The following is a 26,157-nucleotide window of genomic DNA, read 5'->3' on the forward strand; positions in this document are numbered from 1 at the left end:
GCGAGAGGCGGTGCGTGCGGATGATCGGACGAAGTCGGCTGCGCGCGGCCGGCCGGCACCCCGCGACCCCGCCCGGTCCGGGGCGGCAGTCGGGCGGGCCGGGGGCCGGGCCGGGCCCCGGCAGGCCGGGTGGGCCGAAGCCGCCGCAGGTGCCGGTGCCCGGCTGGCGCCGGTGGCTGCTGCCCGTCGCGGTGCTGGCCACGTTGCTCCTGCTGGTGCTGTTCTCCAGCCCGGGCAAGAGCGGTGGCGCCAGCTACGGCTACACGGACTTCCTGAACCGGGTCGACACCGGGCAGGTGAAGACGGTGAACATCACCGACACCGGAGGCGTCTCCGGCACGCTCAAGGACGGCACCCGCTTCACCAGCCAGATCCCCACCGCGCTGGACAACTCCCCGCTCAGCCGCGCCCTCGCCGACCAGCACGTCGACATCACCGCGAGCCGCAGTGGCAGCGGCAGCTCGCTCTGGTCCACCCTGCTGCTGTTCCTGCCGCTGCTGATCTTCGGCGGGCTGTTCCTGTGGTCGGGCCGGATGGCCGCGCGCTCGCTGAGCGGCGGGCTGAGTGCCATCGGCCGCTCCCGCGCCAAGATCATCGAGGCCGAGCGGCCCGCCACCCGCTTCGCCGACGTCGCCGGGTACGAGGGGGTGAAGCAGGAGGTCAGCGAGGTGGTCGACTTCCTGCGCAGCCCCGACCGCTACGCCGCCGCCGGCGCCAAGGGGCCGCGCGGGGTGATCATGGTCGGTCCGCCCGGCACCGGGAAGACCCTGCTCGCCCGGGCGGTCGCCGGCGAGGCCGAGGTGCCGTTCCTGTCCGTGACCGGCTCCGGCTTCGTGGAGATGTTCGTCGGCGTCGGCGCCTCCCGGGTCCGCGACCTCTTCGAGGACGCCCGCAAGCGCGCGCCGTCCATCATCTTCATCGACGAGATCGACGCCGTGGGCGGCCGCCGGGCCGGCGGCACCCGGATCGGCGGCAACGACGAGCGCGAGCAGACCCTGAACCAGCTGCTCGCCGAGATGGACGGCTTCGACCAGGGCACCGGCATCGTCGTCATCGCCGCCACCAACCGGCCGGACGCCCTCGACCCGGCGCTGCTGCGCCCCGGCCGCTTCGACCGGCAGGTCACCGTGCCGCTGCCCAACCAGGCCGAGCGCGCCGCCATCCTCGCCGTGCACACCCGCGGCAAGACGCTGGCACCCGACGTGGACCTCGACCGGATCGCCCGCGGCACCCCCGGCTTCTCCGGCGCCGACCTCGCCAACCTGGTCAACGAGGCCGCCATCAACGCCGTCCGCGCCGAGCGCGCCACCATCACCGCCGACGACCTCGACACCGCCCGCGACCGGGTCCTGCTCGGCCGCCGTGAGTCCTCCAACGCGCTGCTGCCCGAGGAGCGGCACGCCGTCGCCGTGCACGAGTCCGGGCACGCCCTGATGGCCGCGCTGTGCGAGCACGCCGACCCGGTCGCCAAGGTCACCATCCTGCCCGCCGGCGTCTCCCTCGGCGCCACCGAGCAGCTGCCCGAGGCCGAACGGCACCTGTACGGCGAGAGCTACCTGAACGACCTGCTCACCGTCCAACTAGGCGGACGGGCAGCCGAGTTGGTGGTCTTCGGGGAGGGCTCGACCGGCGCCGCCAACGACCTCGCCAACGCGACCTCGGTCGCCACCCGGATGGTCCGCGAGTTCGGCCTCTCCCCGGAGCTCGGGCCGGTCGGCTACTCCAGCGGCTCCCCGCAGCACCTCGGCGAGGGCCTGGAGGACCTGCTGCGCCGCCCCTACTCCGAGCAGACCCAGCGCACCGTGGACGAGGCCGTCGCCCGGCTGCTGCGCCGCGCCGAGCGGCGGGCCGTCGACCTGCTGCGCGAGCACCGGCAGCACCTGGACGAGTTGGCGGCGCTGCTCGTCGCCCGGGAGACCGTGGACGGCGCCGTGGTGCTGGAGATCCTGCGGCACAGTGCGCCGGACCGGCCGGCGTCGGACGCGGGGTGACGGCGGACGCGGGGTGACGGCGGCGCCCGCCCGGCTGGGCGCCGGGCACGGCTGGCATACTCCGGACCGACAGATCGGTTTATCGGTAATCGGTCGTGAACGTCGTGAGGTGGATGGTGTCCGGAGCAGCAGAGGTGGCGGCTGGGACCGACGTCCAGCGGGAGGTCGCCCGGGCCCTCGGGGTCGCGGCCGTCGAGGACCCGGCGCGCGAGGCCGCGCGCCGGGCCGGCTTCCTGGCCGAGCAGGTCCGGGCCGCCGGCGCCCGGACGCTGGTGCTCGGCATCAGCGGCGGCGTCGACTCCACCACCGCCGGGCGGCTCTGCCGCCTCGCCGTCGACCGGCTGCGGGCCGAGGGCTACCAGGCGGACTTCTGCGCGATGCGGCTGCCCTACGGCGTGCAGGCCGACGAGGCGGACGCGCAGCGGGCCCTGGAGTTCATCCAGGCCGACGAGGTGCTGACCGTCGACGTCAAGCCCGCCACCGACGCCGCCCTCGCCGCCCTGGCCGCGGCCGGACTGACCTACGGCGACCACGCCCACGAGGACTTCGTCCGCGGCAACGTCAAGGCCCGCCAGCGGATGGTGGTCCAGTACGCCGTCGCCGGTGCGCGCGCCGGGCTGGTCGTCGGCACCGACCACGCCGCCGAGGCCGCGGTCGGCTTCTTCACCAAGTTCGGCGACGGCGCCGCCGACGTCGTGCCGCTGGCCGGTCTGACGAAGCGTCAGGTCCGGTCCGTCGCGGCCGCCTTGGGGGCGCCGGAGGAGCTGGTGTGGAAGGTCCCCACCGCCGACCTGGAGGACCTCGATCCGGGCAAGCCCGACGAGGACGCCCTCGGTGTCAGCTACCAGGACCTGGACGACTTCCTGGAGGGCCACCCGGTCAGTGAGCAGACCGCCCGCACCGTCCTCGGCCACTACCGCCGCACCGAGCACAAGCGCAGCCTGCCCATCGGCCCGGCCCAGCCGTGACGGACCCGGCCGTGACGGACCCGGCCGCGGCCGCTCGCCACGAGCGCGCGGCCGGGGCCGTCCTCGGCGCGGCGGTGGGCGACGCCCTCGGCGCGCCCTACGAGTTCGGCCCGGCCGGCGCCTTCACGGCCGGGCCCGGTGAGCCGGTCGCGGGCGGCGGCTGGGAGCGCGGTGAGGCCACCGACGACACCCAGATGGCCGTCCTGGTCGCCGAATCCCTGCTGGAACGCGGCGAGTTGGACCTCCCGGACATCTTCGACCGGTTCCGCCGCTGGGCCGCCGCCGGCCCCAAGGACATCGGCATCCAGACCGAGGACGTCCTCACCAACGGCAACCCGTGGGACCTCGCGGCCGCCGTCCACTTCAACACCACGCTGCGCGCCGCGGGCAACGGCGCCCTGATGCGCGCCGCCACCTCCGCCGTCGCCTTCGCCGGGGCCGGACGGCAGGCCACCATGGACGCCGCCCGCCGGATCGCCGCCCTCACCCACGGGGACCGGGCCGCCTGGGAGGGCACGGCGATCTTCCACGAGCTGGTCCGCCTCGCCCTCGACGGCGCCGACCCGCTCGCCGCGATCCCCGCCACCCTCGCCGAGGTCCACCCCGACCACCGCGAGCGCTACGCGGCCGTCCTCGCCCCGGACTGGCACCCCGACCGGGCCACCGAGGCCAACGGCGCCGTCTGGCCCTGCCTGGGCTCCGCCGTCTGGGCGCTGCGCACCACCGGCGACTACCGGTCGGCGGTCCACGCCGCGATCGACCTCGGCGGCGACACCGACACGGTGGCCGCCGTCACCGGCGGACTGGCCGGGGCCCGGTACGGCCTGGCGGCGATCCCGGCGAGCTGGCTGGAGCCGCTGCACCTGCCGCTGCCGGGCTCCGCCGGGCGGGTCCTGCGGGTGCCCGAACTGCTGGCGATGGCCGAGGAGTTGGTCAGCGGCCGAAGGACATGACCGCCAGGGTGAAGGCCGCGCAGGGCAGCGCCGCGGTGGCGGCGAAGGCGCCCACCATCGCGTGGTGCCAGCGGCGCTGGACGGTCGAGTCCCGGCCCGCGACGGCCAGGCCGAGCAGCGTGGTGAACAGCGTGAGGCCGAGCAGGGCCGTGGTCTGCACCACCGCGTCGTGCCGCTCGCCGGGGGTCTGCTGACCCGCCCAGCGCCAGATCCGGCTGAGCAGGAAGGCGCCCGCCAGCAGCGCCAGCGAGCCGAAGACCACGGCCCCGCCAGCATCGCCCGACTCCCGCCCGCGCCCCGTGCGGTCCGATCCGCCCGCAGCCACCACAGCCCCCCGCCGTCCGTCCGTTCCCGCCACTCGCTACGGTACCCGGGATCGGTATCGACTCCGAAGGGGGAGTGGGCATGGACGAGGTGACGACGCGTCCGGTGGCGCGGGTGGTCGGCGGGCGTGCGGAGGTGCGGGACGACGACTGGGGGAGCGTCGAGGCGGTGATCCGGCTGGACGGCGAGCGGTTCACCGAGGAGGCGCTGTACGGCCTGGCGGACTTCTCGCACCTGGAGGTGGTCTACCACTTCGACCGCGTCCCGGAGGAGAAGATCGAGACCGGCGCCCGGCACCCGCGCGGGAACACCGACTGGCCGCTGGTCGGCATCTTCGCCCAGCGCGGCAAGAACCGGCCGAACCGGCTCGGCGTCTCCCGCTGCGCGCTGGTCCGGGTGGACGGGCTGGACGTGCACGTCACCGGTCTGGACGCGGTGGACGGCACGCCGGTGCTGGACCTCAAGCCCTACCTCGCCGAGTTCGGCCCGCGCGGCGAGGTGCGCCAGCCGGAGTGGTCGGTCGAGCTGATGCGCGCCTACTACGAGCGCGAGTCGGAGGGCTGAGCCGGAGGGCTGAGCCGGACGCCCGGGTGGGGCGGCCGAGCCGGGTGGCTGCCCGTCACCCGGCTCTGCGTCATCCAGCTCTGCGTCACCCGGCTCGGCGGAAACGATTCGTCAGTCGCCGTCCGCGTCCGGGGCCGCGCTCGGCGCGCCGGCGCCCTTGATGTTGAGCTTGGCCTCGGCCGTGGTCCAGTCCGTGGCGATCGCGCTCTGGACCTGGGCCAGGGTGACCTGGCCCTTGCAGAGCGCGGTGTGCAGGTGCGTCTCCACCGAGTCCTTGGGGTTGTTGGGCCCCTTGCCCGGCACGTGGTCGGGGGACGGCGGCTGGATCCACAGGTTGCGCGGGTCGTTGGGGTCGCCGCCGAGCTGCAGGCTGATCAGGTGGTCGTACTCGGCGTCGCCCATCGGCCCGGTGTAGCCGTAGGACTTGGCGTTATCGGCCTTCTCCTTGCCGGTGATGTTCGCCGGCGGCCGGACGGTCGAGGTGTAGCCGCCGGTCTTGCAGACGGTGTCCTTGAGGTTGGCCTGGGTGACGGCCGGGCTGGTCGCGCCCGGGGTGCAGTTCGGGTCGGGCAGCGGCTGCTTGTCCGCCGTGTAGCGGTAGTGGCAGCTGCCGGCCGCGGGCTGCGGCTGGGCGTCGTACGAACTCTTCGGGCCGGGCCCGGCGACGATGTTCGCCGGGGCGGCGGCGTCCCCGGCGGGCGCCGCCGCCGCGCTGTGGCCGCTCTCCTTGCCGTCGGCCGGCTTGGCGGTGTGGCCCCCGCCGGACGAGCAGCCTGCGGCGGCGGCGAGCAGCACGGCCGCGGCCATGGCCAGGGCACCTCGGGCGGGAGCCTGCACGGAAGTTCCTCCAGGTCGTTGCGGTGGGACGGGCGGCCGCCCGGCGCTGTCGTCGCCGGTGGCCGCGCCAGCGGACACTACCGTGTCGACAGGGCCGAAGGAGTGACGCCACGTCCGGCGCGGGAAGGGCCGGACCGGCGCGCGGAATCGTTTCGGCACGAACCCCCGTTCCCGCCCCCGGGCCCCCGCGCCGGCGCCGTGACCGGTGCCACACCTGCCGGCGGGTGCGGCCACGGCGTGTCGGACGGGACGGACCGTCAGTGGCGCACGGCCGCCAGCCGCCCCCGCCGGCTCATCGGTACGGCGCCGGGTCGAGCGGCCCGTCCGCGCCCTGCGCCTCGACCAGGTAGCGCCAGCAGTCCGGCCGGCTGCCGTCCCGGTCGGTGAAGCCGTACACCCGCGCCAGCTGCCCGCTGGACAGCGAGCCGCCGTTCCACCGGGCCACCTCCGGGTCGGCGGCCAGCGCCGCGACCGCCCGGCCGACGTAGGAGGGCGACTCCGAGATGCCGAACTGCGGCTCCCCGGCCAGCGCGTCGCGCCAGTTCTCCTCCGTGACGCCGAAGTGCTCCAGCATCATCTCGGAGCGCATCCACCCGGGGGTGAGCGCCACCGCGGTGGCGCCGCGCGGGCCCAGCTCGTGGCCGAGCGAGAAGGCCATCCGCAGCACCGAGGTCTTCGCCAGGTCGTAGAAGAAGGAGTTGCGGTAGGTGCCGCGGTTGTACTCCTCGGTGCCGTCGGTCATCTCCACCACCAGCCCGCCCGGGTGCTTGAGCAGCAGCGGGAGGGCGTGGTGGCTGGTGATCGCGTGCGTCTCGACGGCCAGGCGCAGCAGCCGCAGGCCGTCGTCGAGGTCGTGCTCCCAGACCGGGACGTCCCAGCCGAACAGCTTCTCGCCGCCCCAGATGTCGTTCACCAGGACGTCCAGCCGGCCCTGCTCGGCCTCGATCCGGGCGACCAGGGCCGCCACCTGCGCAGGCACGAGGTGGTCGGTGGGGACCGCGACGCCCCGGCCGCCGGCGGCGGTGACCAGCTCGGCGGTGTCCTCGATGGTCTCCGGGCGGTCGTACTCCGAGCGCTGCCGCCGGGTGCTGCGCCCGGTCACGTAGACCGTCGCGCCGGCCGCGCCGAGCTCGACCGCGATGCCCCGCCCGGCGCCCCTGGTCGCGCCCGCGACCAGCGCGACCCGGCCGGAGAGCGGCCCGGTCGGTGCCCCCGACCCGCCCGGCTCCCCGCCCGGCTCCCCGCTGGTCATTCCGTCCGGTGTTCCTGCCATCCGCGGCCTCCCTGCCTCGCCGATCCCGTCGGCGTCCGGGTACGACTGTGCCGACGCCCGTGGAACGGACGTCGGCACCAGCGAAGCACAGGGGTCGGACAGCGGAGCCTTCCTCCGAGGCCCCGGCGGCCTCAGCGCGCGGCCTTGGCCTCCTTGGCGGCCTTCTCGGCGGCCTCCTTGGCGTGCTTCTCCTTGATCCGGACGGTCTCCTTGCGGACGTCGACCTGGTTGGCGCGCTCGTGCTGGAGCCAGAGCGGGTTCTCGGCCTTGATCGCCTCGATCTGCTCGCTGGTGAGCGCGTCGGTCACGCCGCCGCGGGCGAGGCCGGAGATGGAGATGCCGAGCTTGGCGGCGACCACCGGGCGCGGGTGCGGACCGTTCTGGCGCAGCTCCTGGAGCCACTGCGGCGGCTCGGCCTGCAGCGCGTTCAGCTCCTCGCGGGAGACCACGCCCTCCTGGAAGTCGGTCGGCGCCGCGGCGAGGTAGATCCCCAGCTTCTTGGCCGCCGTGGCCGGCTTCATGGTCTGGCTGGTCTTCTGCTTGAGCGATGTCATACCGACAAGGGTAAGGGAGCGGGCGGGCGCTTCCGGTCACGGTCGGTAGCCTTGCCCTGTGACAGACATGCAGGTGAACCCGTCGTTCCGGCTCGCGTACGTCCCGGGCGTGACGCCCGGCAAATGGGCCCGGGTCTGGGGCGAACGGCTCCCGGACGTGCCGCTGGAGCTGATCGCCGTCCCGTCGCCGGAGGGCGAGCGGGCGGTGCGCGAGGGCGGCGCGGACGCCGGGCTGGTCCGGCTGCCGGTCGACAAGGACGTGCTCAGCGCGATCCCGCTGTACACCGAGACCACCGTCGTGGTGTTCCCCAAGGACCACTGGCTGGCCGCCGCGGAGGAGGTCGCGCTCGGCGACCTCGCCGACGACGTGGTCTTCCACCCGCTGGACGACACCCTCGGCTTCACCGCCGAGACCCTGCCCGGCCGCCCGGCGATCGAGCGCCCGGCGACCACCGAGGACGCGATCGAACTGGTCGCGGCCAACATCGGCGTGCTGCTGGTGCCGCAGTCGCTGGCCCGGCTGCACCACCGCCGGGACCTCACCTTCCGGCCGGTCGTCGAGGCGCCGCAGTCCCAGGTGGCGCTGTCCTGGCCGCTGGAGCAGACCACCGACCTGGTGGAGGAGTTCATCGGGATCGTCCGCGGCCGCACGGTCAACAGCTCCCGCGGGCGCGGCGCGCAGGCCCCGGCGGCCCCGGCGAAGAAGGCCGAACCGCAGCGCAAGCCCCAGCAGAAGTCGCCGCAGAAGTCCGGGCAGCAGCGGAAGTCCCCGCAGAAGCCGCAGAAGGGCGGCACCCCGAAGGCCCGGGGCACCGGCGCGGCCGCTCGCCGGGGCAAGCCGAAGCGGTAGCCTCGTGCCCCGTTCTGGAGACTGCCGACCCTCGGGAGGAGCGGGGCCATGTGGCACGACCTGGTGATCGTCCAGATCCCTATCGCGGAGAAGATCGTCCGCACGATCGCGGTCTACGCGCTGATCCTGATCCTGTTCCGGCTGGCCGGGAAACGCGGGCTGGCCGGGCTGAACACCTTCGACATGGTGGTCGTGTTCCTGCTCTCCAACGTGGTGCAGAACGCCATCATCGGCAACGACAACAGCCTGCTCGGCGGCGCGATCGGGGCGGTCACGCTGATCGCGGTGAACTCCGCCGTCACCCGCTGGCTGGCCCGGGACCCGCGGGCCGCCCGGCTCCTGGAGGGCACCCCGACCACCGTGGTGCGGGACGGCCGGCTGGTGCCCGGCGCGCTGCACGACCTGGCGCTGCGCCCGTCCGAGCTGGAGCACGCGATCCGGGTGCAGAACGGCGACAACGTGAGCGACGTGGCGCGGGCCCGGCTGGAGCCGGACGGGCAGCTGCTGGTCACCCTGAAGGCGGCCGAGCAGGGCGCCACCCGGGGCGACGTCGAGGAGCTGCGGCAGCGGCTGGAGACGATCGAGCGGCTGCTCGCCGAGATCGCCGCCGGCCGCCGGCCGCCGCACTGACGGTCCGTCCGTCAACCTCCGCTCGCCGCGCGGGCCGTGGCCTCGCGGCGGGCGGTGACGGCCGGGGCGGCGGCCAGGCCGACGCCGAGCGCGGCCGCGACCAGGTGGCCGATGGTGGTGAAGTCCGGCAGCGGGCCCGGCCATTCGGCGTCGCCGCTGAGCGGCCAGCCGAACACGAAGGCCGCCCAGGGGAGTCGGGCCCAGCGCGGCAGCGCCAGGACGGCGAACCCGAGGGCGGTCTGGGCGCCGTAGCTGATGCCGTAGTCGGAGGCCTGCCGGACGCTCTCCGGGTACCAGCCCTGCCGCAGGGCGAGCAGGATCACCAGGGCCGTGACCAGGGTCGCGCCGACGTGCCCGGCGAGCAGCAGCAGGGCGGCCCGCCGCGTCCCGAAGCGGCGCTCGGCCCAGGCCAGGCTGACGCAGATGCCGAGGCCGAAGGTGATCAGGGTGCCGCCGAAGGCGGTGGACAGGACATCGGTGAGCGTGCCGTCGTAGAGCAGGGCGCTGCCGAAGAGGGCGGTGAGCGGGTGGTCGTCGAGGTTGTCCAGGTTGGTGCTGATGTACTGCCGGAGGGCGTCGGCGCGTTCGGCCGGCAGCCAGTCCTCCACCCAGACGTGCCCGAGCAGGAGCAGCCCCACGTACGTGAGGGTCAGCGGCGAACGGCGCGGGTACGTCCGGAGGGTGCGGAGCAGCCGGTGCCCGGGGCGTCCTGGGGCGGGTGGGTTCATGCCCGGCACGCTACCGGGTGGAGATCGTCCCGCGGCGTCCTGGACCGCTGTCCGCCGCGTCGGCTACCTGGCGCGGTGGGCGAGGGTGGCGGTGAACGGGCGGGGCGTGAGCGCGGAGCTGCGGGCCGGGCGGATCCGCCGGCCGGGGGTGGGGGTGACCGTCCAGCGGGAGGCGATGGTGGCGAGGGCCAGGCAGGCCTCGGTGGTGCCGAAGGCGTCGCCGATGCAGCGGCGGGCGCCGAGGCCGAACGGGATGTAGGTGCCGGGTGCCGGGCGGGTGGTGGTGAGCCAGCGGTCCGGGTCGAAGCGGTCCGGGCAGGGGTAGAGGTCGGCCCGGCGGTGCAGCAGGTACGGGCTGAACAGGACGGTGGTGCCGGCCGGCAGGTGCCGGCCGGCGAGTTCGGTGCCGGTGGTGACGGTGCGGCTGAGCAGCCAGGCCACCGGGTAGAGCCGCAGCGTCTCCTGGACGATCCGGGCGGTGAGCGGCAGCTTGGGCAGGTCGTCGTACCGGGCCGGGCGGCCGTCCAGGACGGTGTCGAGCTCGCCGTGCAGGCGGTCGCGGACGGACGGGTTGGCGGCGAGCAGCGTCCAGACCCAGGCGAGCGTGGCGGCGGTGGTCTCCATTCCGGCGAGCAGGAAGGTGACGACCTGGTCGTGGATCTCGGCGTCGGACAGGCCCCGCCCGTCCTCGTCGAGGGCGCCGAGGAGCATGGAGAGCAGGTCGTTGCGGTCGGTGCCGGCGGCGCGGTAGTCGGCGATCAGCCGGCGGGTGATCTCCAGCAGGTCCTGCCGGGCGCGCCGGAAGCGGAGGTTGCCGGGGGTGGGGAGCCGGTCGATGCCGGGCAGCGGCAGCATGACCCGGCGGGCGACGCCGCGGGTGACCTCGTCCATGCAGGCGTGCACGGGCAGCGAGTCGGCCCGCTCGTGCGCGGCGAACAGGCAGCGGGCGGTGACGGCGGTGGTGAGCCGGTACATCGCGGCGGGGACGTCGATGACGTCGCCGTCGCTCCAGGGGGCGGTGGTGCCGGCGATCTCCTCGGCCATCATCGCGGCGTAGCCGGGCAGGCGGTCGCGGTGGAACGCGGGTTGCAGCATCCGGCGCTGGCGCCGGTGGGCGGTGGCGGGGCAGGTGGCCAGGCCGCCGCCCATCACCTCGCGGGCCTTGTCGAGGACGACGCCGCCCTTGTCGTAGGTGCGGTCCTCGGTGAGCAGTTTGCGCACCAGGTCGGGGTGGCAGACGACGTACGCGTCGAGCGGGCCGAGCCGCAGCCGGACCAGGTCGCCGTGCGCGGCCAGGCCGGCCGTGAAGCCGAGCGGATTGCGGACGAAGGCGGGGGCGTGGCCGAGCAGCGGGAGCGCGCCGGGCGCGGTGGCGGTGGTGTGGCGGGGGGCGGTCGGGGTGTACGGGACGGTCACGGGCGGCACCTCGGGATGGGTGGGAGGATCGGGATCGTTCGTGATCCGGGCATTTCCCGCCGACCGGTCGCGAAACGGTGCCCGACCGGCGGGTGGGGTGAACGCGGGGGCGCATGCCGAACGCCCGTGCGCCCTTCGGGGTGCGTCCGGAGCCCGTAGACTGCGGAGCCTCGTGAGACTACCCGTCAGTAATAGGCGGGGAAGGGGAGTTCGGATGACCGACGAGCGGGTCCACGCCTTCACCGACGACGCACTCGGCGCCCACGACGCGGTGGCACTGGCCGCCCTGGTGCGCGACGGAGAGGTCAACCCCCGGGAACTGGTCGCGGCCGCCGCCGCCCGCGCCGCCCGGATCGACGCCGTGCTCGCGCCCGTCGCGCACGCCACCTACGACCGGCCGCGGATCAGCCGCGCGGGCGTCGGCGGCCCGCTCTGGGGCGTGCCGACCTACCTCAAGGACAACGTCGACCTGCGCGGGCTGCCCACCGCGATGGGCAGCGAGGCCTTCCGCGCCCGGCCGGCCCGGCGCAACGCCCCCTTCACCGACCAGCTGCTCGCCTCCGGCCTCGCCGTGCTCGGCAAGACCCGGCTGCCCGAGTTCGGCCTGAACGCCTCCACCGAGTTCGCCGCCGCCCCGCCCGTCCGCAACCCCTGGCGGCCCTCCCACTCGGCCGGCGCCTCCTCCGGCGGCGCGGCCGCCCTGGTCGCCGCCGGCGTGGTGCCGATCGCGCACGCCAACGACGGCGGCGGATCCATCCGGATCCCGGCCGCCTGCTGCGGGCTGGTCGGCCTCAAGCCCACCCGGGGGCGGCTGGTCGGCAACGCGCAGGGCGGCAAACTGCCGATCGACCTCGTCACCGACGGCGTGCTCACCCGCAGCGTCCGGGACACCGCCGCGTTCTTCGCCGCCGCCGAACTCCACCACCGCAACCCGGAACTGCCGCCGCTCGGCCTGGTCGAGGGGCCGCCCGCGCGGCGGCTGCGGATCGGCCTGGTGATGGACTCGCCGATCGCCAGGACCGACGAGCCGACCCGGCGCGTCGTCGAGGAGACCGCCGCCCGGCTGGAGGCCATGGGCCACCGGGTCGAACCCGCCACCCTGCCCTTCGGCGAGGAGTTCTCCCGCGACTTCCTGTCCTACTGGGGCTACATCGCCTGGGTGATCGCGCTCACCGGCCGGGTGCTGCTCGACCCGAGCTTCCGCACCGGTCGGCTGGACGGTCTCACCACCGGCCTGCGCCGGCGCTTCCAGGGCGAGTTCCGCCGCACCCCGGGTGTGCTGCGGCGGCTGCGCCGGGCCGAGGGGGTGTACGCGGGCATCTTCCGCGAGCACGACGTGATCCTCTCCCCGGTGCTCGCCCACACCGTCCCGCCGATCGGCCACCTGAGCCCCAACGTGGCCTTCGAGGAGCTGATGGAGCGGCTGCTGCGCTACGTCGCCTTCACCCCGGTCAACAACGTGACCGGCGGCCCCGGCCTCGCCCTGCCCGCCGGCGCCGAGCCGGGCGGGCTGCCGGTCGGGGTGCACCTGTCGGCGGCGCACGGGCAGGAGCGGGTGCTGCTGGAACTGGGCTTCGCCCTGGAGGCGGACCGGCCCTGGCGGCGGATCCAGGACTGAGCGGCCCGCCGGTCGGCGCGTCCGCGGGCCGGCCGGCCAGCCGGTAGGCCGGTCAGCCGAAGGCGACCGAGCGGGCCGCGTGGACCTCGTGGTGCAGCCGGGCGAGGGCGCAGTCCGGGGCGAGGACGTCCGGGACGGGCGGGGGCGGCTCGCCGGTGCGCAGGGCCTCGGCGAGGTCGGCCAGCTCCTGGGTGACGGCGGCGACCTCGGCGCTGGTCGGCACCGGCGCGCCGTGCTCGACCCGGACCCGGGTGGCGGTGGTGGTGTCCACGATCCGCTCGACCGCGATCACCAGCGGCCACCAGGCTTCCGCCCGGGCGCCGACCGGTGGCGGCTCGGTGAGCGCCCGCTGGAACTCGCCGCGCACCGTTGAGAGGTCCCGGTAGAGCCGGCGCCGGTAGCGGGCGCGGGCCGGCTCGTCCCGGCCGGGGGCGGTGGTGAAGGCCAGCGACACGTACGAGGCGGTGTCCTGGACGGAGTCGGCCAGCCGGTCGCCGATCCGGGTGTGCCAGGACTCGGGCCACAGCAGGTAGCCGGCCAGCAGGGCGATCCCGCAGCCGATCAGCGAGTCGTACAGCCGCGGCAGCACCAGGTGGAAGCCCTGGTGGTTGAGCAGGTCGGAGAGCAGCAGGATCACCGGGGTGATGGCCGCGGTCTGGAACGCGTACCCCTTCACCGACAGCGCCGGGATCAGCGTGGCCAGGGCCGCCATCACCGGCACGTCCCACCAGCCGTGCGGCACCTCGGCCAGCACGGGTATGGCGAGCAGCAGCCCCGCCGCCGTGCCGAGGGCGCGCAGCACCGCCCGGGAGAACACCGAGCCGAAGTCCGGCTTCAGGACGAAGGTGACGGTCAGCGAGACCCAGTACGAGCGGGGCACCGCGATCACCGACACCAGCACCTGGGCGAGGCCGATGCACAGCGCCAGGCGCAGCCCGTACCGCCAGGACGCGCCGGACAGCAGCAGCGCCCGCACCGCCCGCCGGGCCCGGGCGCCGACGCCGGCGGGCCGGCCGAGCCGGTCGTCGTGGGCGTACGGGTCGGGCTCGGGTTCGCGCACGACGTCGGCGGCGTGCCCGATCGCCTCCTCCAGGGCCCGGGTGGACGGCCCGGCGGGCGCCGGCAGGTCGGGCGGCGGGTGCCCGGCCTGCCCGCGTTCGACGGCGTGGGCCAGCGCGCGGACGGCGGCCGGGTAGGCGGCCGGCAGCGGGCCGAGTTCGGGCGGGCGCAGCTGGGCCGCGGCCGCCCCCTCGACCACCGGGATCAGCGCGTTGAGCTGGGCCAGCAGCCTGACCAGGGTGGGGGAGCGGCCGTGCCGGCGGGCCCGGCGGGCGAGCAGCAGGTCGTAGGACTGGTCGAGCGACTGGGTGAGCGCCCGGCGGGTGGCCTCGTACCCGGGGGTGCCGGCGGCCTCCAGCAGGTCGGCGACCACGCGGTAGCTGCCCGCCACCACCGCCCGTTCGGGGACGCCGCCGCGCAGCGGCCAGGCGAGCAGGGTGAGGGCGAGCACCACGCCGCCGCCGAGCAGCAGCAGCCCGGGCGGCAGCCACCAGGGGGAGGGCAGCGGCAGGCCGGCGCCGACCACCGCGTTCAGCAGCAGGAGCAGTCCGGAGACGGAGGCGACCGCGCCGATCGAGGAGATCATGCCGGAGACCAGGGCGGTCGCGGTGAGCGCGGCGACGGCCGTCCAGCCCGTGCCGTGCACCCGGGCGCCGAGCAGCAGCCCGAGGGCGCCGAACAGCTGGGGCACGGCGATGTTGAACACCCGCATCCGGTAGGCGTCGGCGGTGTCCCCGATGACGCCGGACAGCGCGCCCATCGACACCAGCGCGCCGTAGCCGGGCCGGCCGGTGGCGGTGCCCACGGCGAGCGGGGCGGCGAGCGACACCGAGGCGCGGGCGACCGCGGCCCAGGGGACCGGCGCGGCGCGGGGCCGCAGGCTCTCGGTCAGCCAGGCGGGCGGGGCGAGCCGGGCGGCTCCTCGGTGGCGTGCCACAGTCCCAAGCTACGGCGGGCGGCGGGCGGCGGCCTTCGGGGAAACGGGCGCGGACAACGGGGCCCGGAACACCTACCGTTCAGTTCTCCCGCGGTTATGTGAATTCCCGAAACATATTCGCCGATTATGTCCGGCGCCGAAACATAAACGGTCGGCGAGAGCCGTCGTGAACTGCGCTGATTTCCCGATCGGTTACCGGACGGAAAGGGTTGACACCATTAGTTGGTCTAGTCCAACGTAGGGAGAGCGTGCTCCGGTCAAGACTGATCCGAGGTGAGAGGCCTTGCCGGGAGCGCGAGTTGGCCACCCGACGCGTCGACAGCGGACGGCCCGGGCCGACGGCGAGAAGGAGTGTGTGCGGACCGGTACGCGGCCCGCGCCCCCAATTCCGGCAGCGGCCCGCGTGCGGCCGCCCGAACTCGCCGCACCAGCGCGAGCGCACCCGGTGAAGCGCTGCGCCGACCACGAACCATGGAGGGACCCGCTCATGCCGAGCCCTGCGGAACACCCGGACGGATACCTCTACCGGGCCGCCTCCGAGCGCCCCTACTTCAGCGCGGACACCGAGAGCTACCTCGCGGGGACGGCGCTGCGCGAGATCCGCAAGAAGCACCCGCTGCGGGTGCTCTCCGAGGAGGACTTCGCGTTCTGGCAGACCTACGGCTACGTCGTCGTGGAACAGGCCGTCCCGGCCGAACACGCCCGCCGTCTGCTGGAGTTCGCCTGGGAGTTCCAGGGGCTTTCGCCCGACCGCCCCGAGGACTGGTACCGCGAACGCCCGTACCGCGACGACCTCGACCGGCAGCTGCACATCTACGGCTTCGTCGAGGCCTACCACCACCAGCTGATCTGGGACAGCCGGCAGAACCGGCGGGTCTACGACGCCTTCGTGGACGTCTGGGACTGCGAGGAGCTGTGGGTCACCCTCGACCGGCTCAACCTCAACCCGCCGAACGTCCGCAACCGCGACCGCGCGCTGATCGAGCCCACCGACGAGGGCTTCGACATCGAGCTCCACTGGGACGTCGACACCGTCCAGGGCATGCTCCCGCAACGCGTCCAGGGCATCATCGCGCTCGACGACACCGCCCCCGACCACGGCGGCTTCCAGTGCAACCCGGAGCTGTTCCGCCGCTTCAACCAGTGGCAGGCCGCCCAGCCGGCCGGGCGCGACCCGATCCGCCCCGCCGTCGACCGCACCGAGTACCCGGTCGTCCGGCCCGAGTTGAAGGCCGGCGACCTGCTCGTCTGGAACGGCCTGCTGGCCCACGGCGTCGCCCCCAACACCTCCGAGCGCGGCGTGCGGGCGGTGCAGTACCTGTCCATGATGCCCGCGCTGGAGGAAGCCGAGCCGCTGCGCCGCTCCCGGGTGGAGTCCTGGCGCACCCTCGCCACCCCGGACTGGAACCGCACCCTGCTCGGCGACGCCGAACGGCCCGAGGCGCTGCGCTACGGGCCCGCCGAACTCACCGGGCTGGGCGAACGGCTGCTCGGCCTGCGCTCCTGGAACGGCGGCGAGTCCGACGACCGGACGGCGGCGGGGGAGCGGGCATGCGCGCCGTCTGCCTGACCCTGCCCACCAACCGCGAGTGCGCCGCCACCCTCACCGCGCTCGGCGCCGAAGCCGCCCACGCCGCCCGGCGGTTCGGCGTCCGGGTGCACCTGCTGGTGCTGGACTCCGCCGACCCGGCCGCCCGGGCCCGGCACGCCGAGGCGCTGGCCGCGCTGCCGCCCGTCGACGGCGTGACCGTCCACCACCTCGACGAGGACGCCCAACGCGCCTTCCTGCGCGGGGTGATCGCCCGCACCGGCCTCCCCGGAGCCGACCGGCTGCTCGACCTGATGCTGCCCGACGCCGTCTCCTACGGTGCCTGCACCAACCGGGCGTTCCTGCTCGCCGCCGCGCTCGGCTGCACCTCGGTGCACCGCCGCGACTCCGACAGCCGCTACCAACTGCTCGACGGCGAACCGGTGTTCCCGATCGACCACGAGCTCGCCACGATCGGCCGCAAGGCCGCCGACGCGGCCTCCGCCGTCACCGAGTACACCCTCGACCCGATGCACGCCGACAAGCCGGTCGCCCTGGTCGGCGCCTCCTTCATCGGTGAACTCTCCGTCGACATCGGGGAGATCCGCGACCTCGACCCCGACCTCTACCACCGGGTGGTCGGCCTCTGGGCGCCCACCGGGGCGAGCGAGCCGGAGCGGCGCGCCCTCGTCGCCGACTCCTTCACCGGCGGTGGCACCGAACCCTTCACCGCCGACCGCGCCGTGCTCGACCTGCCCGACATCTGGCGGATCGACATGTGCAACATCGCCCTCGACCACGAGGTCTACGAACGCGTCCCGCTGCCCCCGGCCACCGACACCATCGGCAGCGACTACTTCCTGCACCACCTCGTCCGCGACGCCACCCTGCCCGGCGTCACCCACAACCGCCACATCGTCAACTTCTACACGCCCGAACGCCGTACCGGCCCCGGCTTCACCGCCTACCAGCTGCGCTGGACCAAGTTCCTGCTCTCCATGCTCTACCTGTACCCGGTCTACGCCGACCTGGAGACGGCCGGCGACGCGCTGCTCGACGAGCACCACCGCGTCCGCCCCGGGGCCGTCGCCGACTCCGCCCGCCGCAGCGCCGCGACGGACCGCGCGGAGAACCACCGCCGGCTCGCCGAACTCGACCACTGCTACCGGCGACTGGGCGGCAAGTACGCCGAGTTCGCCGACCACCTGCTGCCCCTGCGGGCGCGCCTGCTCGACGAGGCGCAGGCGGACATCGAGGACTTCGCGCTGCTGGTCGACGCCTGGGGCCCGCTGGTCCGGGCCGGCCGGGCGAGCCGTGTGAACGGCGCGGACGGCCTGGACGGAGCAGACGGCGTGGATGGCGCGGACGGCGTCGACGGAGCGGGTTGGACGAGCGGGGCGTGCGGGCCGGTCGGGCCGGGCCGCACGGAACCGGGCAGAGGGGGAGTACCGGCATGACACGCCAGGCCATGAGCACCCACCGCGCTCCGACCGTCCACACCGCCGTGCACACCGCCGCCGCGCCGCGCCCCGACCAGCACGACCGGACGGCCCTGCGCGCCGCCCTCGCCGCCGCCACCGGTGACCGGCTCGTCTACGACCTGGACGGCATCGGCCGCCAGTACGCCACCCTGCGCGCCGAACTGCCCGGCATCGCCGTCCGGTTCGCCATGAAGGCCTGCCCGCTCGACGAGGTGCTCGCCCACCTCGCCGCGCTCGGCTCCGGCTTCGACGCCGCCAGCCCGCAGGAGATCGCCCAGGCGCTGCGCACCGGCGTGCCGCCCGAGCTGATCCACTACGGCAACACCGTCAAGTCCGACCGCAACATCGCCGAGGCCCACCGGCTGGGCGTGCGCGACTTCGCCACCGACTGCCTGGAGGACGTCGCGGCGATCGCCGAACACGCCCCCGGCGCACGGGTGTTCTGCCGCATCGCCACCACCGGCGACGGCGCCCTGTGGGGCCTGAGCCGCAAGTTCGGCTGCTCGTCGGAGGACGCGCTGCGCGTCCTGGAGGCCGCCCGCACCGCCGGCCTGGTGCCCTCCGGCCTGAGCGTGCACGTCGGCTCCCAGCAGCTCACCGCCGAGGCCTGGTCCGCCGCCGTCGACTCCCTGGAGGAGGTGCTGGAGGCCCTCACCCGGCGCGGCATCCGGATCGACCGGATCAACCTCGGCGGCGGCCTGCCCGCCCTCGGCGTCCTCGACCGGCACGGCCGCCCGCTGGAGCCGCCGCTGGACAAGATGTTCGCGGTCATCCGCGAGGGCATGGCCCGGCTGAGCGCGGTCAGCGAGGTGCCGCTGGAGTTCCTGATCGAACCCGGCCGCCACCTGGTCGCCGACCACGGCGCCATCCGCGCCCACGTCGCCCGGCTCTCCTCCCGGCACCGCCTCGACGGCACCGGCGAGGACTGGCTCTACCTGAGCTGCGGAAAGTTCAACGGCCTCTACGAGATGGACCAGTTGCAGTACCGGCTGGAGTTCCCCACCCACCCCGGCGGCCAGTTCGTGAACGCCGTGGTGGCCGGCCCGACCTGCGACAGCGACGACGCGTACGCCCAGGAGGACGGCCTGGTCCGGGTCCCGCGCGCGCTCGCCTCCGGCGACCCGGTGTGGATCCACTCCTGCGGCGCCTACGCCACCGCCTACACCACCCGGGGATTCAACGGCTTCGAACCGCTGCCGTACCTCTGCGTGGGCGGAGCGGCGGGAGGCGGTCCCGCATGAGCGACGTCCGCATCCGCCCGCTGCGCGACGGCGACTGGGACGCCCTGGTCGCCCTGGAGGAACGCGCCTACGCCGCCGGCGGGCTCTCCGAGGGCCGCGAGGCGCTGCAGTCCCGCCACCGGGCCTCGCCCGGCACCTGCTTCGCCCTGGAGCACGCCGGCCGGCTCGGCGGCTACCTGCTCGCCCTGCCCTACCCGCCGGACCGCTGCCCGGACCTCGCCGCCGTCGAGCGCGGCGCGCCGCACGCGAGCAACCTGCACGTCCACGACGTCGTGGTGGCCGAGGAGTTGCGCGGCCGGGGCCTCGCCCGGCGGCTGCTGCACCACGTCCACGGCACCGCCAGGGCGGCCGGCTACCGGACCGCCGCGCTGGTCGCCGTGGGCGGCACCCAGGTGCTGTGGGCCGCGCTGGGCTACCGGGCCCGGCCCGAGATCCGGCTGCCGGAGAGCTACGGCTCCCGCGCGGTCTACATGGCGATGCCGCTGGACCGGGCCCCGGCCCCGGCGGCGCCCCCCGCCGGCCCCCTCGCCGGTCCCCCCGCCGGCCCGCTCGCCGGGCCACCTCCCAGAGCCGAAGTGGGCTGATGCACATGCCACCCGTACGCGACGACTTCCGCCGGTCCCAACTGGCCATCGCCGCCCTGTTCTTCGTCCTCGGATTCCAGTACGCGAGCTGGGTCTCCCGGGTGCCCGCGCTCAAGGCCCGGCTCGACCTGGGCGCGGCCCAGATCGGCCTGCTGCTGATGACCTGCGGGATCGGCGCGGCGGTGTCGTTCCCGCTGGTCGCGGTGCTGATGCGGCGGTTCGGCTCCCGCCTGCTGTCGGTGCTGTCCGCGCTCGCCCTCGGCGGGATCCTGCTCGCGCTGTCCGTGGTGCCCGACTACCCCGTCACCCTGCTGGTGCTGTTCTGCGACGGCGTCGCGGTCGGCTGCCTGAACGTGGCGATGAACGCGCAGGGCGCGGCGCTGGAGGCCCGCTACGAACGGGCCACCATGTCCCGCCTGCACGCCACCTTCAGCGCCGGCTCCTTCCTGGCCGCGCTGCTCGCCTCCGGCGTCAACGCCTTCACCGGCACCCTCGCGGTGCACTTCGGCCTGGCCGTCCTGGTGCTGATCGCCCTGGTCGCCGCCGCCCGGCCGGGGCTGCTCGCGGACGGGCCGCAGGCGGAGGCCGCACCCGCCGAGGGGACGGCGAAGAAGCGCCGGGGCCTGGTGCTGCCCGCCGTCGCCACGCTCTGGATGGGCCTGGCGATGGTGTTCGGCACCGTCACCGAGGGCGCCATGAACGACTGGTCGGCGCTCTACCTCAAGGACGTGGTGGGCGCGGGCGCCGGGCTCGCCCCGCTGGGCATCGCCGTGGTCTCGGTGATGATGGTCCTCGCCCGGCTCTTCGCGGACGGCTGGCGCACCCGCTTCGGCGACGGCCGGATCGTCCGCCTGGGCAGCCTGCTGGCCGCCGGCGGCCTCGCCTTTGCGCTGCTCACGGGTGGCGTGGTGCCGACCCTGCTCGGCTTCGCCTGCGTCGGCCTCGGCGTCGCGGCGGTGACGCCCTGCGTCTACGTCGCCGCCGCCCGGGAGGGCTCGGACGCGCTCTCGGTGGTCGCGGCGACCGGCACCACCGGGCTGCTGGCCGGCCCCGCCGTCATCGGGTTCATCGCGGGCGGCGCCGGGCTGGTCTGGGGCATGGCCGCCGTCGCCGCCTCGGCCGCGGTCGTCTCGCTCTGCGCCACCCGGATCCGCTGGCCCGCCGTGGCGGGTGGCGCGGCCGGGCCGAGCGCGGCCGAACCCGGCGCCGCCGGGCCGAGCGCGGCCGAACCCGGCGCCGCCGGGCCGAGCGCTGCCGAGCCGAGCGCTGCCGGGCCGGTCGACGGCCGGCTGGCGCCCGAGGCCCGCTGACGGCCTACCCGACCTCGCCCGGCACGTCCGCGCCCCCCGTCGCGACGTGCCGGGCGAGCCGCGCCCGGACGGCGGTGAGCCGGGCGATCTCCGCGTCCAGCACGGCGAGCCGGGCGTCGATGACGGGCCGGAAGGTCTCCGGACCGGGCTCGCCGGAGCAGCGCAGCGGCGGATCGGCGAACAGCCCGTCCAGCCGCTCGGCCCGGCCGGCCAGGTCCTCCACCGTCAGGCCGACCGCCAGCAACTGCCGGATCACCCGCACCCGGGCCACCTCGCCCGGCCCGTACTCGCGCTGGCCGGAGGCCGACCGGGCCGGCGGCCGCAGCAGCCCGCGCTGCTCGTAGAAGCGCAACGCCCTTGGCGTGGTGCCCGCCGCTGCCGCCGCGTCGCCGATCCGCATGCCCGCCTCCTCGATCGTCGACGGTGTGTCAGAGCTCCACGATCGTCGCCCCGAAACCGTCCCCGGTGAACAACCGGGACAACGCCTCCGGCGCCCGATCGATGCCCGGCACCGGCGTCCACGGGAAGCCGAGCTCCCCGGCGCGCAGCCAGCCGGCCAGCCGCTCGCGCCACTCCGCCTCCAGGTCGGGGTGGTCGAGCAGGGTGAAGCCGCGCAGGCTCAGGCCGAGGGTGACGACCCGGAAGGTGTCGACGACGGCCGGTGCGCTGCCGCCCCCGCGCCGGGGGTCGAGCTGACCGGCGACCGCCCCGACCAGGGCGAACCGGGCACCCGGCCGGGCCGCCTCGACGGCGGCGGTCAACTGTTCGCCGCCGACCAGGTCGAGCACCACGTCGACGCCGTCCGGCGCCGCCTCGGCCAGCTGCTCGGCGAACGGCCGCGCACCGGTCACCAGCGCCGCGTCGTAACCGAGTTCGCCGACCAGCCGGTCCGCCTTGCCCGGCGAGCGGGTGGTGCCGATCACCCGGCCGGCGCCCAGCAGCCTGGCGATCCGCCCGGCGAGCGAGCCGACCGCGCCGGCCGCCGCCGTCACCAGCACCACGTCGCCGGGGCGGACCCGGGCGGTGCGGGTCAGCGCGCCGTAGCCGGCCGAGGCGGCCGAGATCAGCGCCAGCGGCTCGGGGAACCCCCGGTCCACCAGGGTGAACCCGCCGGCGTCCGCGACCACCGCGTCCCGCCAGCCGTGCAGGTGGACGACCGGGTCGCCCGGGCGCAGCGGCCCGTCCGCCGGGGCGGCCAGCACCTCGCCGAGGGCCGGGCCGAACAGCGCGTCGCCGGGCGCGAGCCGGGGCAGCGGCAGGTTCGCGCCCTCGTCGCCGAACAGCGTGCGCAGCCCCGGGAAGACCAGGAACGCCCGGTTGCGGACCAGGACTTCGCCCGGCCCGGGCACCGGCAGCGGTTCCTCGGTGACGGCGAAGTCGGTGGCGACGGGCAGCCCGTGCGGGGTACCGGTCAGCCGGACGACGCGGGCGGTGGTGGGCAGGGTCATGGCGGCGCTCCTCCGGGCAGGGGGACGGTCGGCGGCCGGTCGGCCGCGCGGTGCCCGGACGCTAAACCCTGACCCGCGCGTCAGGGGCAAGCCCGGCTCGCCAGCGGCGCGACCGCGACCAGCACCAGCACCGGGCCCACCGTGAGCGGGGTGCTGCCCGCGCGCACCCCGAAGGCGATCAGCGCGAGCTGGACGAGGACCGCCCCGGCCAGCGCCACCCGCCGTCGCCCGGCCCGCTCCCCGGCCGTGCCGATCCGCGAAACCGCCCTGATCGCCCGCACGTTGAGCCCGACCAGCACCCCCACCGCGAGCAGCCCGAGCAGCAGCGGAGCCCGCGCGAGCCCGCCGTCGAGCCACGGGGTGACGGCGACGGCCACCGCCACCACCGCGACCGTCTCCAGGATGAGCAGCGCGAGCGCGCCGTACAGGAACGGCACCAGGATTCGGTTCACGCCCCCTTCGACTGCGGCGGCGGAGCCGGAGTTCCCGACTCCGCGGTCGCACGGGGGCGTCTGACGGCGCATCGACACACGCCGTCTTCTAGAGTCACCACCGCACGCCCGAACGATCGTGAGGACGGAACACCATGACCGAGCAGGCCCCCGAGCCCTACCAGCCCGTCGACGAGGACTGGCAGACCGCGCTGGCGATCGTCGCGCACCCCGACGACATGGAGTACGGCGGCGCCGCGGCCGTCGCCCGCTGGACGTCCCAGGGCAAGAAGGTCGTCTACGCGATGGTCACCAGCGGCGAGGCCGGGATCGACGCGATGGACCCGGCGGAGTGCGGCCCGCTGCGCGAGGCCGAGCAGATCGCCTCCGCCCGCGTCGTCGGCGTCGACACCGTCGAGTTCCTCGGCCACCGGGACGGCGTCGTCGAGTACGGGCTGCCGCTGCGCCGCGACATCGCCCGGGTGGTGCGCCGGCACCGCCCGGACATCGTGATCACCAGCAACTTCCGCGACACCTACGGCGGGGTGTTCCTCAACCAGGCCGACCACATCGCGGTCGGCCGGGCCACCCTGGACGGCGTGCGGGACGCGGGCAACCGCTGGGTGTTCCGCGAGCTGGTGGACGAGGGGTACGAGCCCTGGAACGGCGTGCGGCAGATCTGGGCGGCCGCCTCCCCGGAGTCGCGGCACGCGGTGGACACCACCGAGCACTTCGAGCTCGGCGTCGCCTCGCTGGCGGAGCACAAGGCGTACCTGGCCGGGCTGGGCGGGGCCGGCGGGGCGATGGCCGACCCGCGGGAGTTCCTGGAGGGCTTCGGCCGGGGCGCCGGCAGCCGGCTGGGGACGCGCTTCGCGGTGCCGTTCGAGGTGTTCCCGCTGAGCTAGTCAGTCCTGCTCGCGCTGTCCCCCGGCCTCGCCGGCGCCGCCGCTCGCGCGGCGCCGGCGCCGGTGGCGCAGCACCTGGCGCAGCAGGAAGGCCGCGACCAGCACCCCGAGGCCGATCGCGAACCAGAGCTGGTAGCGGATCGCCGTCCGGTACACGGCGCCGATGTTGGCCCCGGCGAGGTAGCCGAAGCCGCCCCACACGCCCGTCCACAGCACGGCACCGAGCAGGTTGAACGGCAGGAACCGGCGCCAGGCCATGCCGGTCGTGCCGGCGATGATGCCGTTGGTCTGGCGCAGCCCGTCGACGAACCGGGCGACGGTGACGACCTTGCCGCCGTGCCGGGCGAAGAACCCCTCGGCGCGGGCCAGCCGCTCCGGGGTGATCAGCAGGTAGCGGCCCCAGCGGTGGACGAAGGCGCGCCCGCCGGTGCGGCCGATCAGGTAGCCGATGCTGTCGCCGACCGCCGCGGCGGTGGCCGCGATCAGCAGCACGGCGGTGAAGTCCAGGTGCCCGGTGCCCGCGTAGACCGAGGCGAGGACCAGGATGGTCTGCCCGGGCACCGGGACGCCGCAGTTGTCGAGCAGCACGAGCACCGCCACCGCGAGGTACCCGTAGTGGTCCAGCAGTGGCGCGAGCCCGGCGAGTGCCCCGGGCAGCGGGGTCGAGGGCGCGGACACCGCACCTCACCGCCCCGCGCGGGCCGGGGCGGCGCGGGCGTCGGTCAGCGGGTCGCCCGCTGCACGTGCTCGATGTTGCAGTCCGGTCCCGGGTAGATCAGGCCCTCGTGGCCGTCCTCGAAGCGGACCACGTAGGGCGGCTCGCCGTCGGTGCCGCGCACCTCGGTGATGATCCCCTTCTGGTCCACCATGCCGACCCGGCTGCTGTGGATGTGGAGCTGGTCGCCTACCGCTGCGTGCATGGTCTGCTCCTCGCGTCGCGTCGTGGCGGCCGCCCGCGCGGGCGGTTCGCTATCCACTGTGCTGCGCCCGGGGCACCCTCGCAACGCTGGCGCCGGTGGTCTCAGCGGGTGGGCAGCCGTTGCGCGAGGTAGCCGCGGACCAGCCGCTTGCACTCGGCGATGAGCGCCGGATCGCCGTCCGGGTCGGTGTGGAAGGCGAGCTTGAGCACGGCGTCGGCGGCCTCCAGCGCGACCCGCAGGGCGAGGGTGAGCGCGGCCGGGTCGCCGGTCGCGAACAGCTCGCCGCCGAGGGCCTGGAGGCGCAGCGCGACGGCCGTGTTGTTGTCGACGCCCGCGTCCAGCAGGTGCCGGTCGTCCCGGACGCCGGCCGGGACGGCCCGCCCGGAGAGGCCGAAGTCGACCTGGCCGAAGCCCGGCACGGTGCGTTTCATGGCGACGAACTCCTCCACCGCGAGGTCGGTGAAGGCGGCCGGGCCGACCGGCGCGGCCGAGGCCAGCCGGCCGTCCAGCCGCTGGAGGTAGTGGTCGAGGTTGCGGGTGGCGAGCGCGGCGAGCAGGTCCTCCTTGCCCGCGAAGAACTGGTAGAGCGTGCCGATCGGCACCTGGGCGCGCTGGGCGACCTCCTTGGTGGTGAGCGCGGTCGCCCCGACCTCGTCGAGCACTCCGGCGCAGGCGTCCAGGATCCGGCCGTACCGCTCCTGGCTGCGCTGCTGGACCGGCCGCCGTCTGCTCGACGGGGCGGTCCGCTCGGGGCTGCGACTGCTGGTGTCCGCGCTCATGCGGCAACTCTGCCGCATCGGCCGTCGCGGCCGCGAATCCCGCTCGGCGACGCGGTGAATCCCGCTCGGCGCGGGGCGGAACGGTCTGACCTTGCGTGTACGGGCATGTTTAGAACGGTTGCGCGATCAACAAAGGACTTCCTAAGCTGCTGCCCCGTCAGATGCACCCCTGTTCGTTGTCCCCGAAAGGGTCTGTCATGCCTGTCATCAATCAGTACCTCGAAACCGCAAAGCCTTACGTCATAGGCCTGTTCAGGGCGGTGACCGGTTTCCTCTTCCTCGGTCACGGTGCCTCGTCGCTGTTCGGCATCTGGGGCGGCTCGATGGGCATGGGGGAGGGCAAGACCGTCGAGTTCGGCGTCTGGCCGTACTGGTGGGCGGCGCTCATCCAGTTCGCGGCGGGTCTGCTGGTCCTCGGCGGGCTGTTCACCCGTACCGCCGCGCTGGTCGCCTCCGGCTCGATGGCCTACGCCTACTTCGTCGAGCACCAGGGCGACGCGCTGCTGCCGCTGCAGAACCACGGCGAGGCCGCGGCGATGTTCTGCTGGGCCTTCTTCCTGATCATCTTCACCGGGCCGGGCGCGCTGGCGCTCGACCAGCTGCTGCCGGGCCGTCGCGGCGCGGCCGCCGAGCCGACCGCGAAGGTGCCGGCCGGCGTCTGACCTTCCGTCAGATGAACTCTGCGTGAAACCCGTACAGGCGTGACCCTCACGGCGGGGGGGGGGGGGGGGGCCCCCCCCCCGCCCCCCGCCCCCCCCGGGGCGCCCCCCCCCCCCCCCCCCCCCCCGCCGGGCGGCGGGGGGGGGGGGGGCGCCTGTTAAGGGGCGG

At 75.1% G+C, this 26,157-nt stretch carries 26 protein-coding genes and 1 pseudogene; 14 read left to right on the forward strand and 13 right to left on the reverse strand.

Annotated features, from left to right (window positions below):
* Positions 1–20: 20 nt before the first annotated feature.
* The 3 genes from ftsH (at position 21) to ACPC54_RS26080 (ending at position 3,912) form a co-directional block, all read left to right on the forward strand.
* Positions 21–1,991, forward strand: a complete 1,971-nt coding sequence (gene ftsH / locus ACPC54_RS26070) for an ATP-dependent zinc metalloprotease FtsH (protein ID WP_498968138.1) — start codon at positions 21–23, stop codon at positions 1,989–1,991.
* A gap of 134 nt (positions 1,992–2,125) precedes the next feature.
* Positions 2,126–2,959: an NAD(+) synthase gene (gene nadE / locus ACPC54_RS26075; RefSeq protein ID WP_498968139.1), complete on the forward strand. Its 834-nt coding sequence runs from the start codon at positions 2,126–2,128 to the stop codon at positions 2,957–2,959.
* Positions 2,960–2,970: 11 nt separating this feature from the next.
* Entirely contained in the window at positions 2,971–3,912 is a 942-nt protein-coding gene (locus tag ACPC54_RS26080; protein WP_498968141.1) for an ADP-ribosylglycohydrolase family protein, read from the forward strand.
* On the opposite strand, the gene ACPC54_RS26085 is transcribed toward ACPC54_RS26080, so the two are convergent.
* Positions 3,893–4,174, reverse strand: a complete 282-nt coding sequence (locus tag ACPC54_RS26085; RefSeq protein ID WP_498968142.1) for a hypothetical protein — start codon at positions 4,172–4,174, stop codon at positions 3,893–3,895. The genes ACPC54_RS26080 and ACPC54_RS26085 overlap by 20 nt on opposite strands.
* A gap of 143 nt (positions 4,175–4,317) precedes the next feature.
* On the opposite strand from ACPC54_RS26085, the gene ACPC54_RS26090 reads away from it, so the two are divergent.
* The gene (locus ACPC54_RS26090) at positions 4,318–4,800 is read left to right on the forward strand and encodes an SAM-dependent methyltransferase (protein WP_498968143.1); all 483 of its coding nucleotides are present in this window, start codon (positions 4,318–4,320) and stop codon (positions 4,798–4,800) included.
* Positions 4,801–4,911: 111 nt separating this feature from the next.
* Here ACPC54_RS26090 and ACPC54_RS26095 read toward each other — a convergent pair whose 3' ends face one another.
* The 3 genes from ACPC54_RS26095 to ACPC54_RS26105 all read right to left on the reverse strand — a co-directional run bounded on the left by ACPC54_RS26095 (position 4,912) and on the right by ACPC54_RS26105 (position 7,464).
* On the reverse strand, positions 4,912–5,607 hold the full coding sequence (locus ACPC54_RS26095; protein ID WP_498968191.1) for a hypothetical protein: 696 nt from the start codon (positions 5,605–5,607) through the stop codon (positions 4,912–4,914).
* A gap of 322 nt (positions 5,608–5,929) precedes the next feature.
* Positions 5,930–6,889 carry an SDR family oxidoreductase gene (locus ACPC54_RS26100; protein ID WP_498968192.1) on the reverse strand — a complete coding sequence of 320 codons (960 nt, stop codon included), beginning with the start codon at positions 6,887–6,889 and terminating at the stop codon, positions 5,930–5,932.
* A 152-nt stretch (positions 6,890–7,041) separates the two neighbouring features.
* Positions 7,042–7,464 (reverse strand): DUF5997 family protein, encoded by a 423-nt coding sequence (locus tag ACPC54_RS26105; protein WP_498968145.1) that lies wholly within the window; start codon positions 7,462–7,464, stop codon positions 7,042–7,044.
* Positions 7,465–7,522: 58 nt separating this feature from the next.
* On the opposite strand from ACPC54_RS26105, the gene ACPC54_RS26110 reads away from it, so the two are divergent.
* Both ACPC54_RS26110 and ACPC54_RS26115 read left to right on the forward strand, forming a co-directional pair.
* Positions 7,523–8,314, forward strand: a complete 792-nt coding sequence (locus ACPC54_RS26110; RefSeq protein WP_498968147.1) for a LysR family substrate-binding domain-containing protein — start codon at positions 7,523–7,525, stop codon at positions 8,312–8,314.
* Between the two features lie 48 nt (positions 8,315–8,362).
* Complete coding sequence (locus ACPC54_RS26115; RefSeq protein ID WP_498968148.1) at positions 8,363–8,944, forward strand: DUF421 domain-containing protein; 582 nt, start codon at positions 8,363–8,365, stop codon at positions 8,942–8,944.
* Between the two features lie 11 nt (positions 8,945–8,955).
* Here the strand turns inward: ACPC54_RS26115 and ACPC54_RS26120 are convergent, their stop codons facing one another.
* Positions 8,956–9,672 (reverse strand): rhomboid-like protein, encoded by a 717-nt coding sequence (locus tag ACPC54_RS26120; RefSeq protein WP_498968149.1) that lies wholly within the window; start codon positions 9,670–9,672, stop codon positions 8,956–8,958.
* A gap of 63 nt (positions 9,673–9,735) precedes the next feature.
* Positions 9,736–11,088: a cytochrome P450 gene (locus ACPC54_RS26125; protein WP_498968150.1), complete on the reverse strand. Its 1,353-nt coding sequence runs from the start codon at positions 11,086–11,088 to the stop codon at positions 9,736–9,738.
* 214 nt (positions 11,089–11,302) lie between these two features.
* Between ACPC54_RS26125 and ACPC54_RS26130 the strand changes: the two genes are divergently transcribed.
* Positions 11,303–12,706, forward strand: a complete 1,404-nt coding sequence (locus ACPC54_RS26130) for an amidase (RefSeq protein ID WP_498968152.1) — start codon at positions 11,303–11,305, stop codon at positions 12,704–12,706.
* Positions 12,707–12,758: 52 nt separating this feature from the next.
* Here the strand turns inward: ACPC54_RS26130 and ACPC54_RS26135 are convergent, their stop codons facing one another.
* The gene (locus ACPC54_RS26135; RefSeq protein ID WP_498968154.1) at positions 12,759–14,702 is read right to left on the reverse strand and encodes an FUSC family protein; all 1,944 of its coding nucleotides are present in this window, start codon (positions 14,700–14,702) and stop codon (positions 12,759–12,761) included.
* A gap of 487 nt (positions 14,703–15,189) precedes the next feature.
* Here ACPC54_RS26135 and ACPC54_RS26140 point away from each other — a divergent pair, with 487 nt between their 5' ends.
* From ACPC54_RS26140 to ACPC54_RS26160, 5 genes and pseudogenes are all read left to right on the forward strand, one after another.
* Positions 15,190–16,272, forward strand: coding sequence for a phytanoyl-CoA dioxygenase family protein (locus ACPC54_RS26140; protein ID WP_498968156.1), 1,083 nt, complete (start codon positions 15,190–15,192; stop codon positions 16,270–16,272).
* Positions 16,254–17,687 (forward strand): DUF6271 family protein, encoded by a 1,434-nt coding sequence (locus tag ACPC54_RS26145; protein WP_498968157.1) that lies wholly within the window; start codon positions 16,254–16,256, stop codon positions 17,685–17,687. Before ACPC54_RS26140 ends, ACPC54_RS26145 begins: the two co-directional genes overlap by 19 nt.
* The gene (locus tag ACPC54_RS26150) at positions 17,684–18,952 is read left to right on the forward strand and encodes a type III PLP-dependent enzyme (RefSeq protein WP_498968158.1); all 1,269 of its coding nucleotides are present in this window, start codon (positions 17,684–17,686) and stop codon (positions 18,950–18,952) included. Before ACPC54_RS26145 ends, ACPC54_RS26150 begins: the two co-directional genes overlap by 4 nt.
* Positions 18,949–19,263 (forward strand): annotated as a pseudogene (locus tag ACPC54_RS26155) (GNAT family N-acetyltransferase); the annotation flags it as partial. The gene ACPC54_RS26150 and the pseudogene ACPC54_RS26155, both read left to right, overlap by 4 nt.
* 86 nt (positions 19,264–19,349) lie before the next feature.
* Positions 19,350–20,846, forward strand: a complete 1,497-nt coding sequence (locus ACPC54_RS26160; RefSeq protein WP_498968159.1) for an MFS transporter — start codon at positions 19,350–19,352, stop codon at positions 20,844–20,846.
* A gap of 4 nt (positions 20,847–20,850) precedes the next feature.
* On the opposite strand, the gene ACPC54_RS26165 is transcribed toward ACPC54_RS26160, so the two are convergent.
* The 3 genes from ACPC54_RS26165 to ACPC54_RS26175 all read right to left on the reverse strand — a co-directional run bounded on the left by ACPC54_RS26165 (position 20,851) and on the right by ACPC54_RS26175 (position 22,746).
* A complete protein-coding gene (locus ACPC54_RS26165) occupies positions 20,851–21,246 on the reverse strand; it encodes a MerR family transcriptional regulator (protein WP_498968161.1) in 396 nt (131 codons plus the stop codon).
* Positions 21,247–21,274: 28 nt separating this feature from the next.
* A complete protein-coding gene (locus tag ACPC54_RS26170) occupies positions 21,275–22,294 on the reverse strand; it encodes an MDR family NADP-dependent oxidoreductase (RefSeq protein WP_498968162.1) in 1,020 nt (339 codons plus the stop codon).
* Between the two features lie 80 nt (positions 22,295–22,374).
* A complete protein-coding gene (locus ACPC54_RS26175) occupies positions 22,375–22,746 on the reverse strand; it encodes a hypothetical protein (protein ID WP_498968164.1) in 372 nt (123 codons plus the stop codon).
* 134 nt (positions 22,747–22,880) lie between these two features.
* Between ACPC54_RS26175 and ACPC54_RS26180 the strand changes: the two genes are divergently transcribed.
* Positions 22,881–23,630 (forward strand): PIG-L deacetylase family protein, encoded by a 750-nt coding sequence (locus tag ACPC54_RS26180; protein WP_498968167.1) that lies wholly within the window; start codon positions 22,881–22,883, stop codon positions 23,628–23,630.
* On the opposite strand, the gene ACPC54_RS26185 is transcribed toward ACPC54_RS26180, so the two are convergent.
* From ACPC54_RS26185 to ACPC54_RS26195, 3 genes are all read right to left on the reverse strand, one after another.
* On the reverse strand, positions 23,631–24,308 hold the full coding sequence (locus ACPC54_RS26185) for a DedA family protein (RefSeq protein ID WP_498968168.1): 678 nt from the start codon (positions 24,306–24,308) through the stop codon (positions 23,631–23,633). It lies immediately after the preceding gene.
* A 44-nt stretch (positions 24,309–24,352) separates the two neighbouring features.
* A complete protein-coding gene (locus tag ACPC54_RS26190) occupies positions 24,353–24,550 on the reverse strand; it encodes a DUF1918 domain-containing protein (RefSeq protein ID WP_498968169.1) in 198 nt (65 codons plus the stop codon).
* 101 nt (positions 24,551–24,651) lie between these two features.
* Positions 24,652–25,329: a TetR family transcriptional regulator gene (locus ACPC54_RS26195; protein WP_498968171.1), complete on the reverse strand. Its 678-nt coding sequence runs from the start codon at positions 25,327–25,329 to the stop codon at positions 24,652–24,654.
* Between the two features lie 197 nt (positions 25,330–25,526).
* On the opposite strand from ACPC54_RS26195, the gene ACPC54_RS26200 reads away from it, so the two are divergent.
* Positions 25,527–25,991 (forward strand): DoxX family protein, encoded by a 465-nt coding sequence (locus ACPC54_RS26200; RefSeq protein WP_498968173.1) that lies wholly within the window; start codon positions 25,527–25,529, stop codon positions 25,989–25,991.
* The last annotated feature ends 166 nt before the right edge of the window (positions 25,992–26,157 follow it).

The sequence above is a fragment of the Kitasatospora sp. NPDC094028 genome, assembly GCF_049543595.1.
Lineage (GTDB): Bacteria > Actinomycetota > Actinomycetes > Streptomycetales > Streptomycetaceae > Kitasatospora.

Bases quoted from the DNA above. Each gene is read 5' to 3' on its own strand.
- ftsH (WP_498968138.1), top strand. From the start codon at position 21: ATGATCGGACGAAGTCGGCTGCGCGCGGCCGGCCGGCACCCCGCGACC.
- ACPC54_RS26090 (WP_498968143.1), top strand. From the start codon at position 4,318: ATGGACGAGGTGACGACGCGTCCGGTGGCGCGGGTGGTCGGCGGGCGT.
- ACPC54_RS26095 (WP_498968191.1), bottom strand. From the start codon at position 5,607: ATGGCCGCGGCCGTGCTGCTCGCCGCCGCCGCAGGCTGCTCGTCCGGC.
- ACPC54_RS26100 (WP_498968192.1), bottom strand. From the start codon at position 6,889: ATGACCAGCGGGGAGCCGGGCGGGGAGCCGGGCGGGTCGGGGGCACCG.
- ACPC54_RS26105 (WP_498968145.1), bottom strand. From the start codon at position 7,464: ATGACATCGCTCAAGCAGAAGACCAGCCAGACCATGAAGCCGGCCACG.
- ACPC54_RS26115 (WP_498968148.1), top strand. From the start codon at position 8,363: ATGTGGCACGACCTGGTGATCGTCCAGATCCCTATCGCGGAGAAGATC.
- ACPC54_RS26120 (WP_498968149.1), bottom strand. From the start codon at position 9,672: ATGAACCCACCCGCCCCAGGACGCCCCGGGCACCGGCTGCTCCGCACC.
- ACPC54_RS26130 (WP_498968152.1), top strand. From the start codon at position 11,303: ATGACCGACGAGCGGGTCCACGCCTTCACCGACGACGCACTCGGCGCC.
- ACPC54_RS26140 (WP_498968156.1), top strand. From the start codon at position 15,190: ATGCCGAGCCCTGCGGAACACCCGGACGGATACCTCTACCGGGCCGCC.
- ACPC54_RS26145 (WP_498968157.1), top strand. From the start codon at position 16,254: ATGCGCGCCGTCTGCCTGACCCTGCCCACCAACCGCGAGTGCGCCGCC.
- ACPC54_RS26150 (WP_498968158.1), top strand. From the start codon at position 17,684: ATGACACGCCAGGCCATGAGCACCCACCGCGCTCCGACCGTCCACACC.
- ACPC54_RS26165 (WP_498968161.1), bottom strand. From the start codon at position 21,246: ATGCGGATCGGCGACGCGGCGGCAGCGGCGGGCACCACGCCAAGGGCG.
- ACPC54_RS26170 (WP_498968162.1), bottom strand. From the start codon at position 22,294: ATGACCCTGCCCACCACCGCCCGCGTCGTCCGGCTGACCGGTACCCCG.
- ACPC54_RS26180 (WP_498968167.1), top strand. From the start codon at position 22,881: ATGACCGAGCAGGCCCCCGAGCCCTACCAGCCCGTCGACGAGGACTGG.
- ACPC54_RS26190 (WP_498968169.1), bottom strand. From the start codon at position 24,550: ATGCACGCAGCGGTAGGCGACCAGCTCCACATCCACAGCAGCCGGGTC.
- ACPC54_RS26195 (WP_498968171.1), bottom strand. From the start codon at position 25,329: ATGAGCGCGGACACCAGCAGTCGCAGCCCCGAGCGGACCGCCCCGTCG.
- ACPC54_RS26200 (WP_498968173.1), top strand. From the start codon at position 25,527: ATGCCTGTCATCAATCAGTACCTCGAAACCGCAAAGCCTTACGTCATA.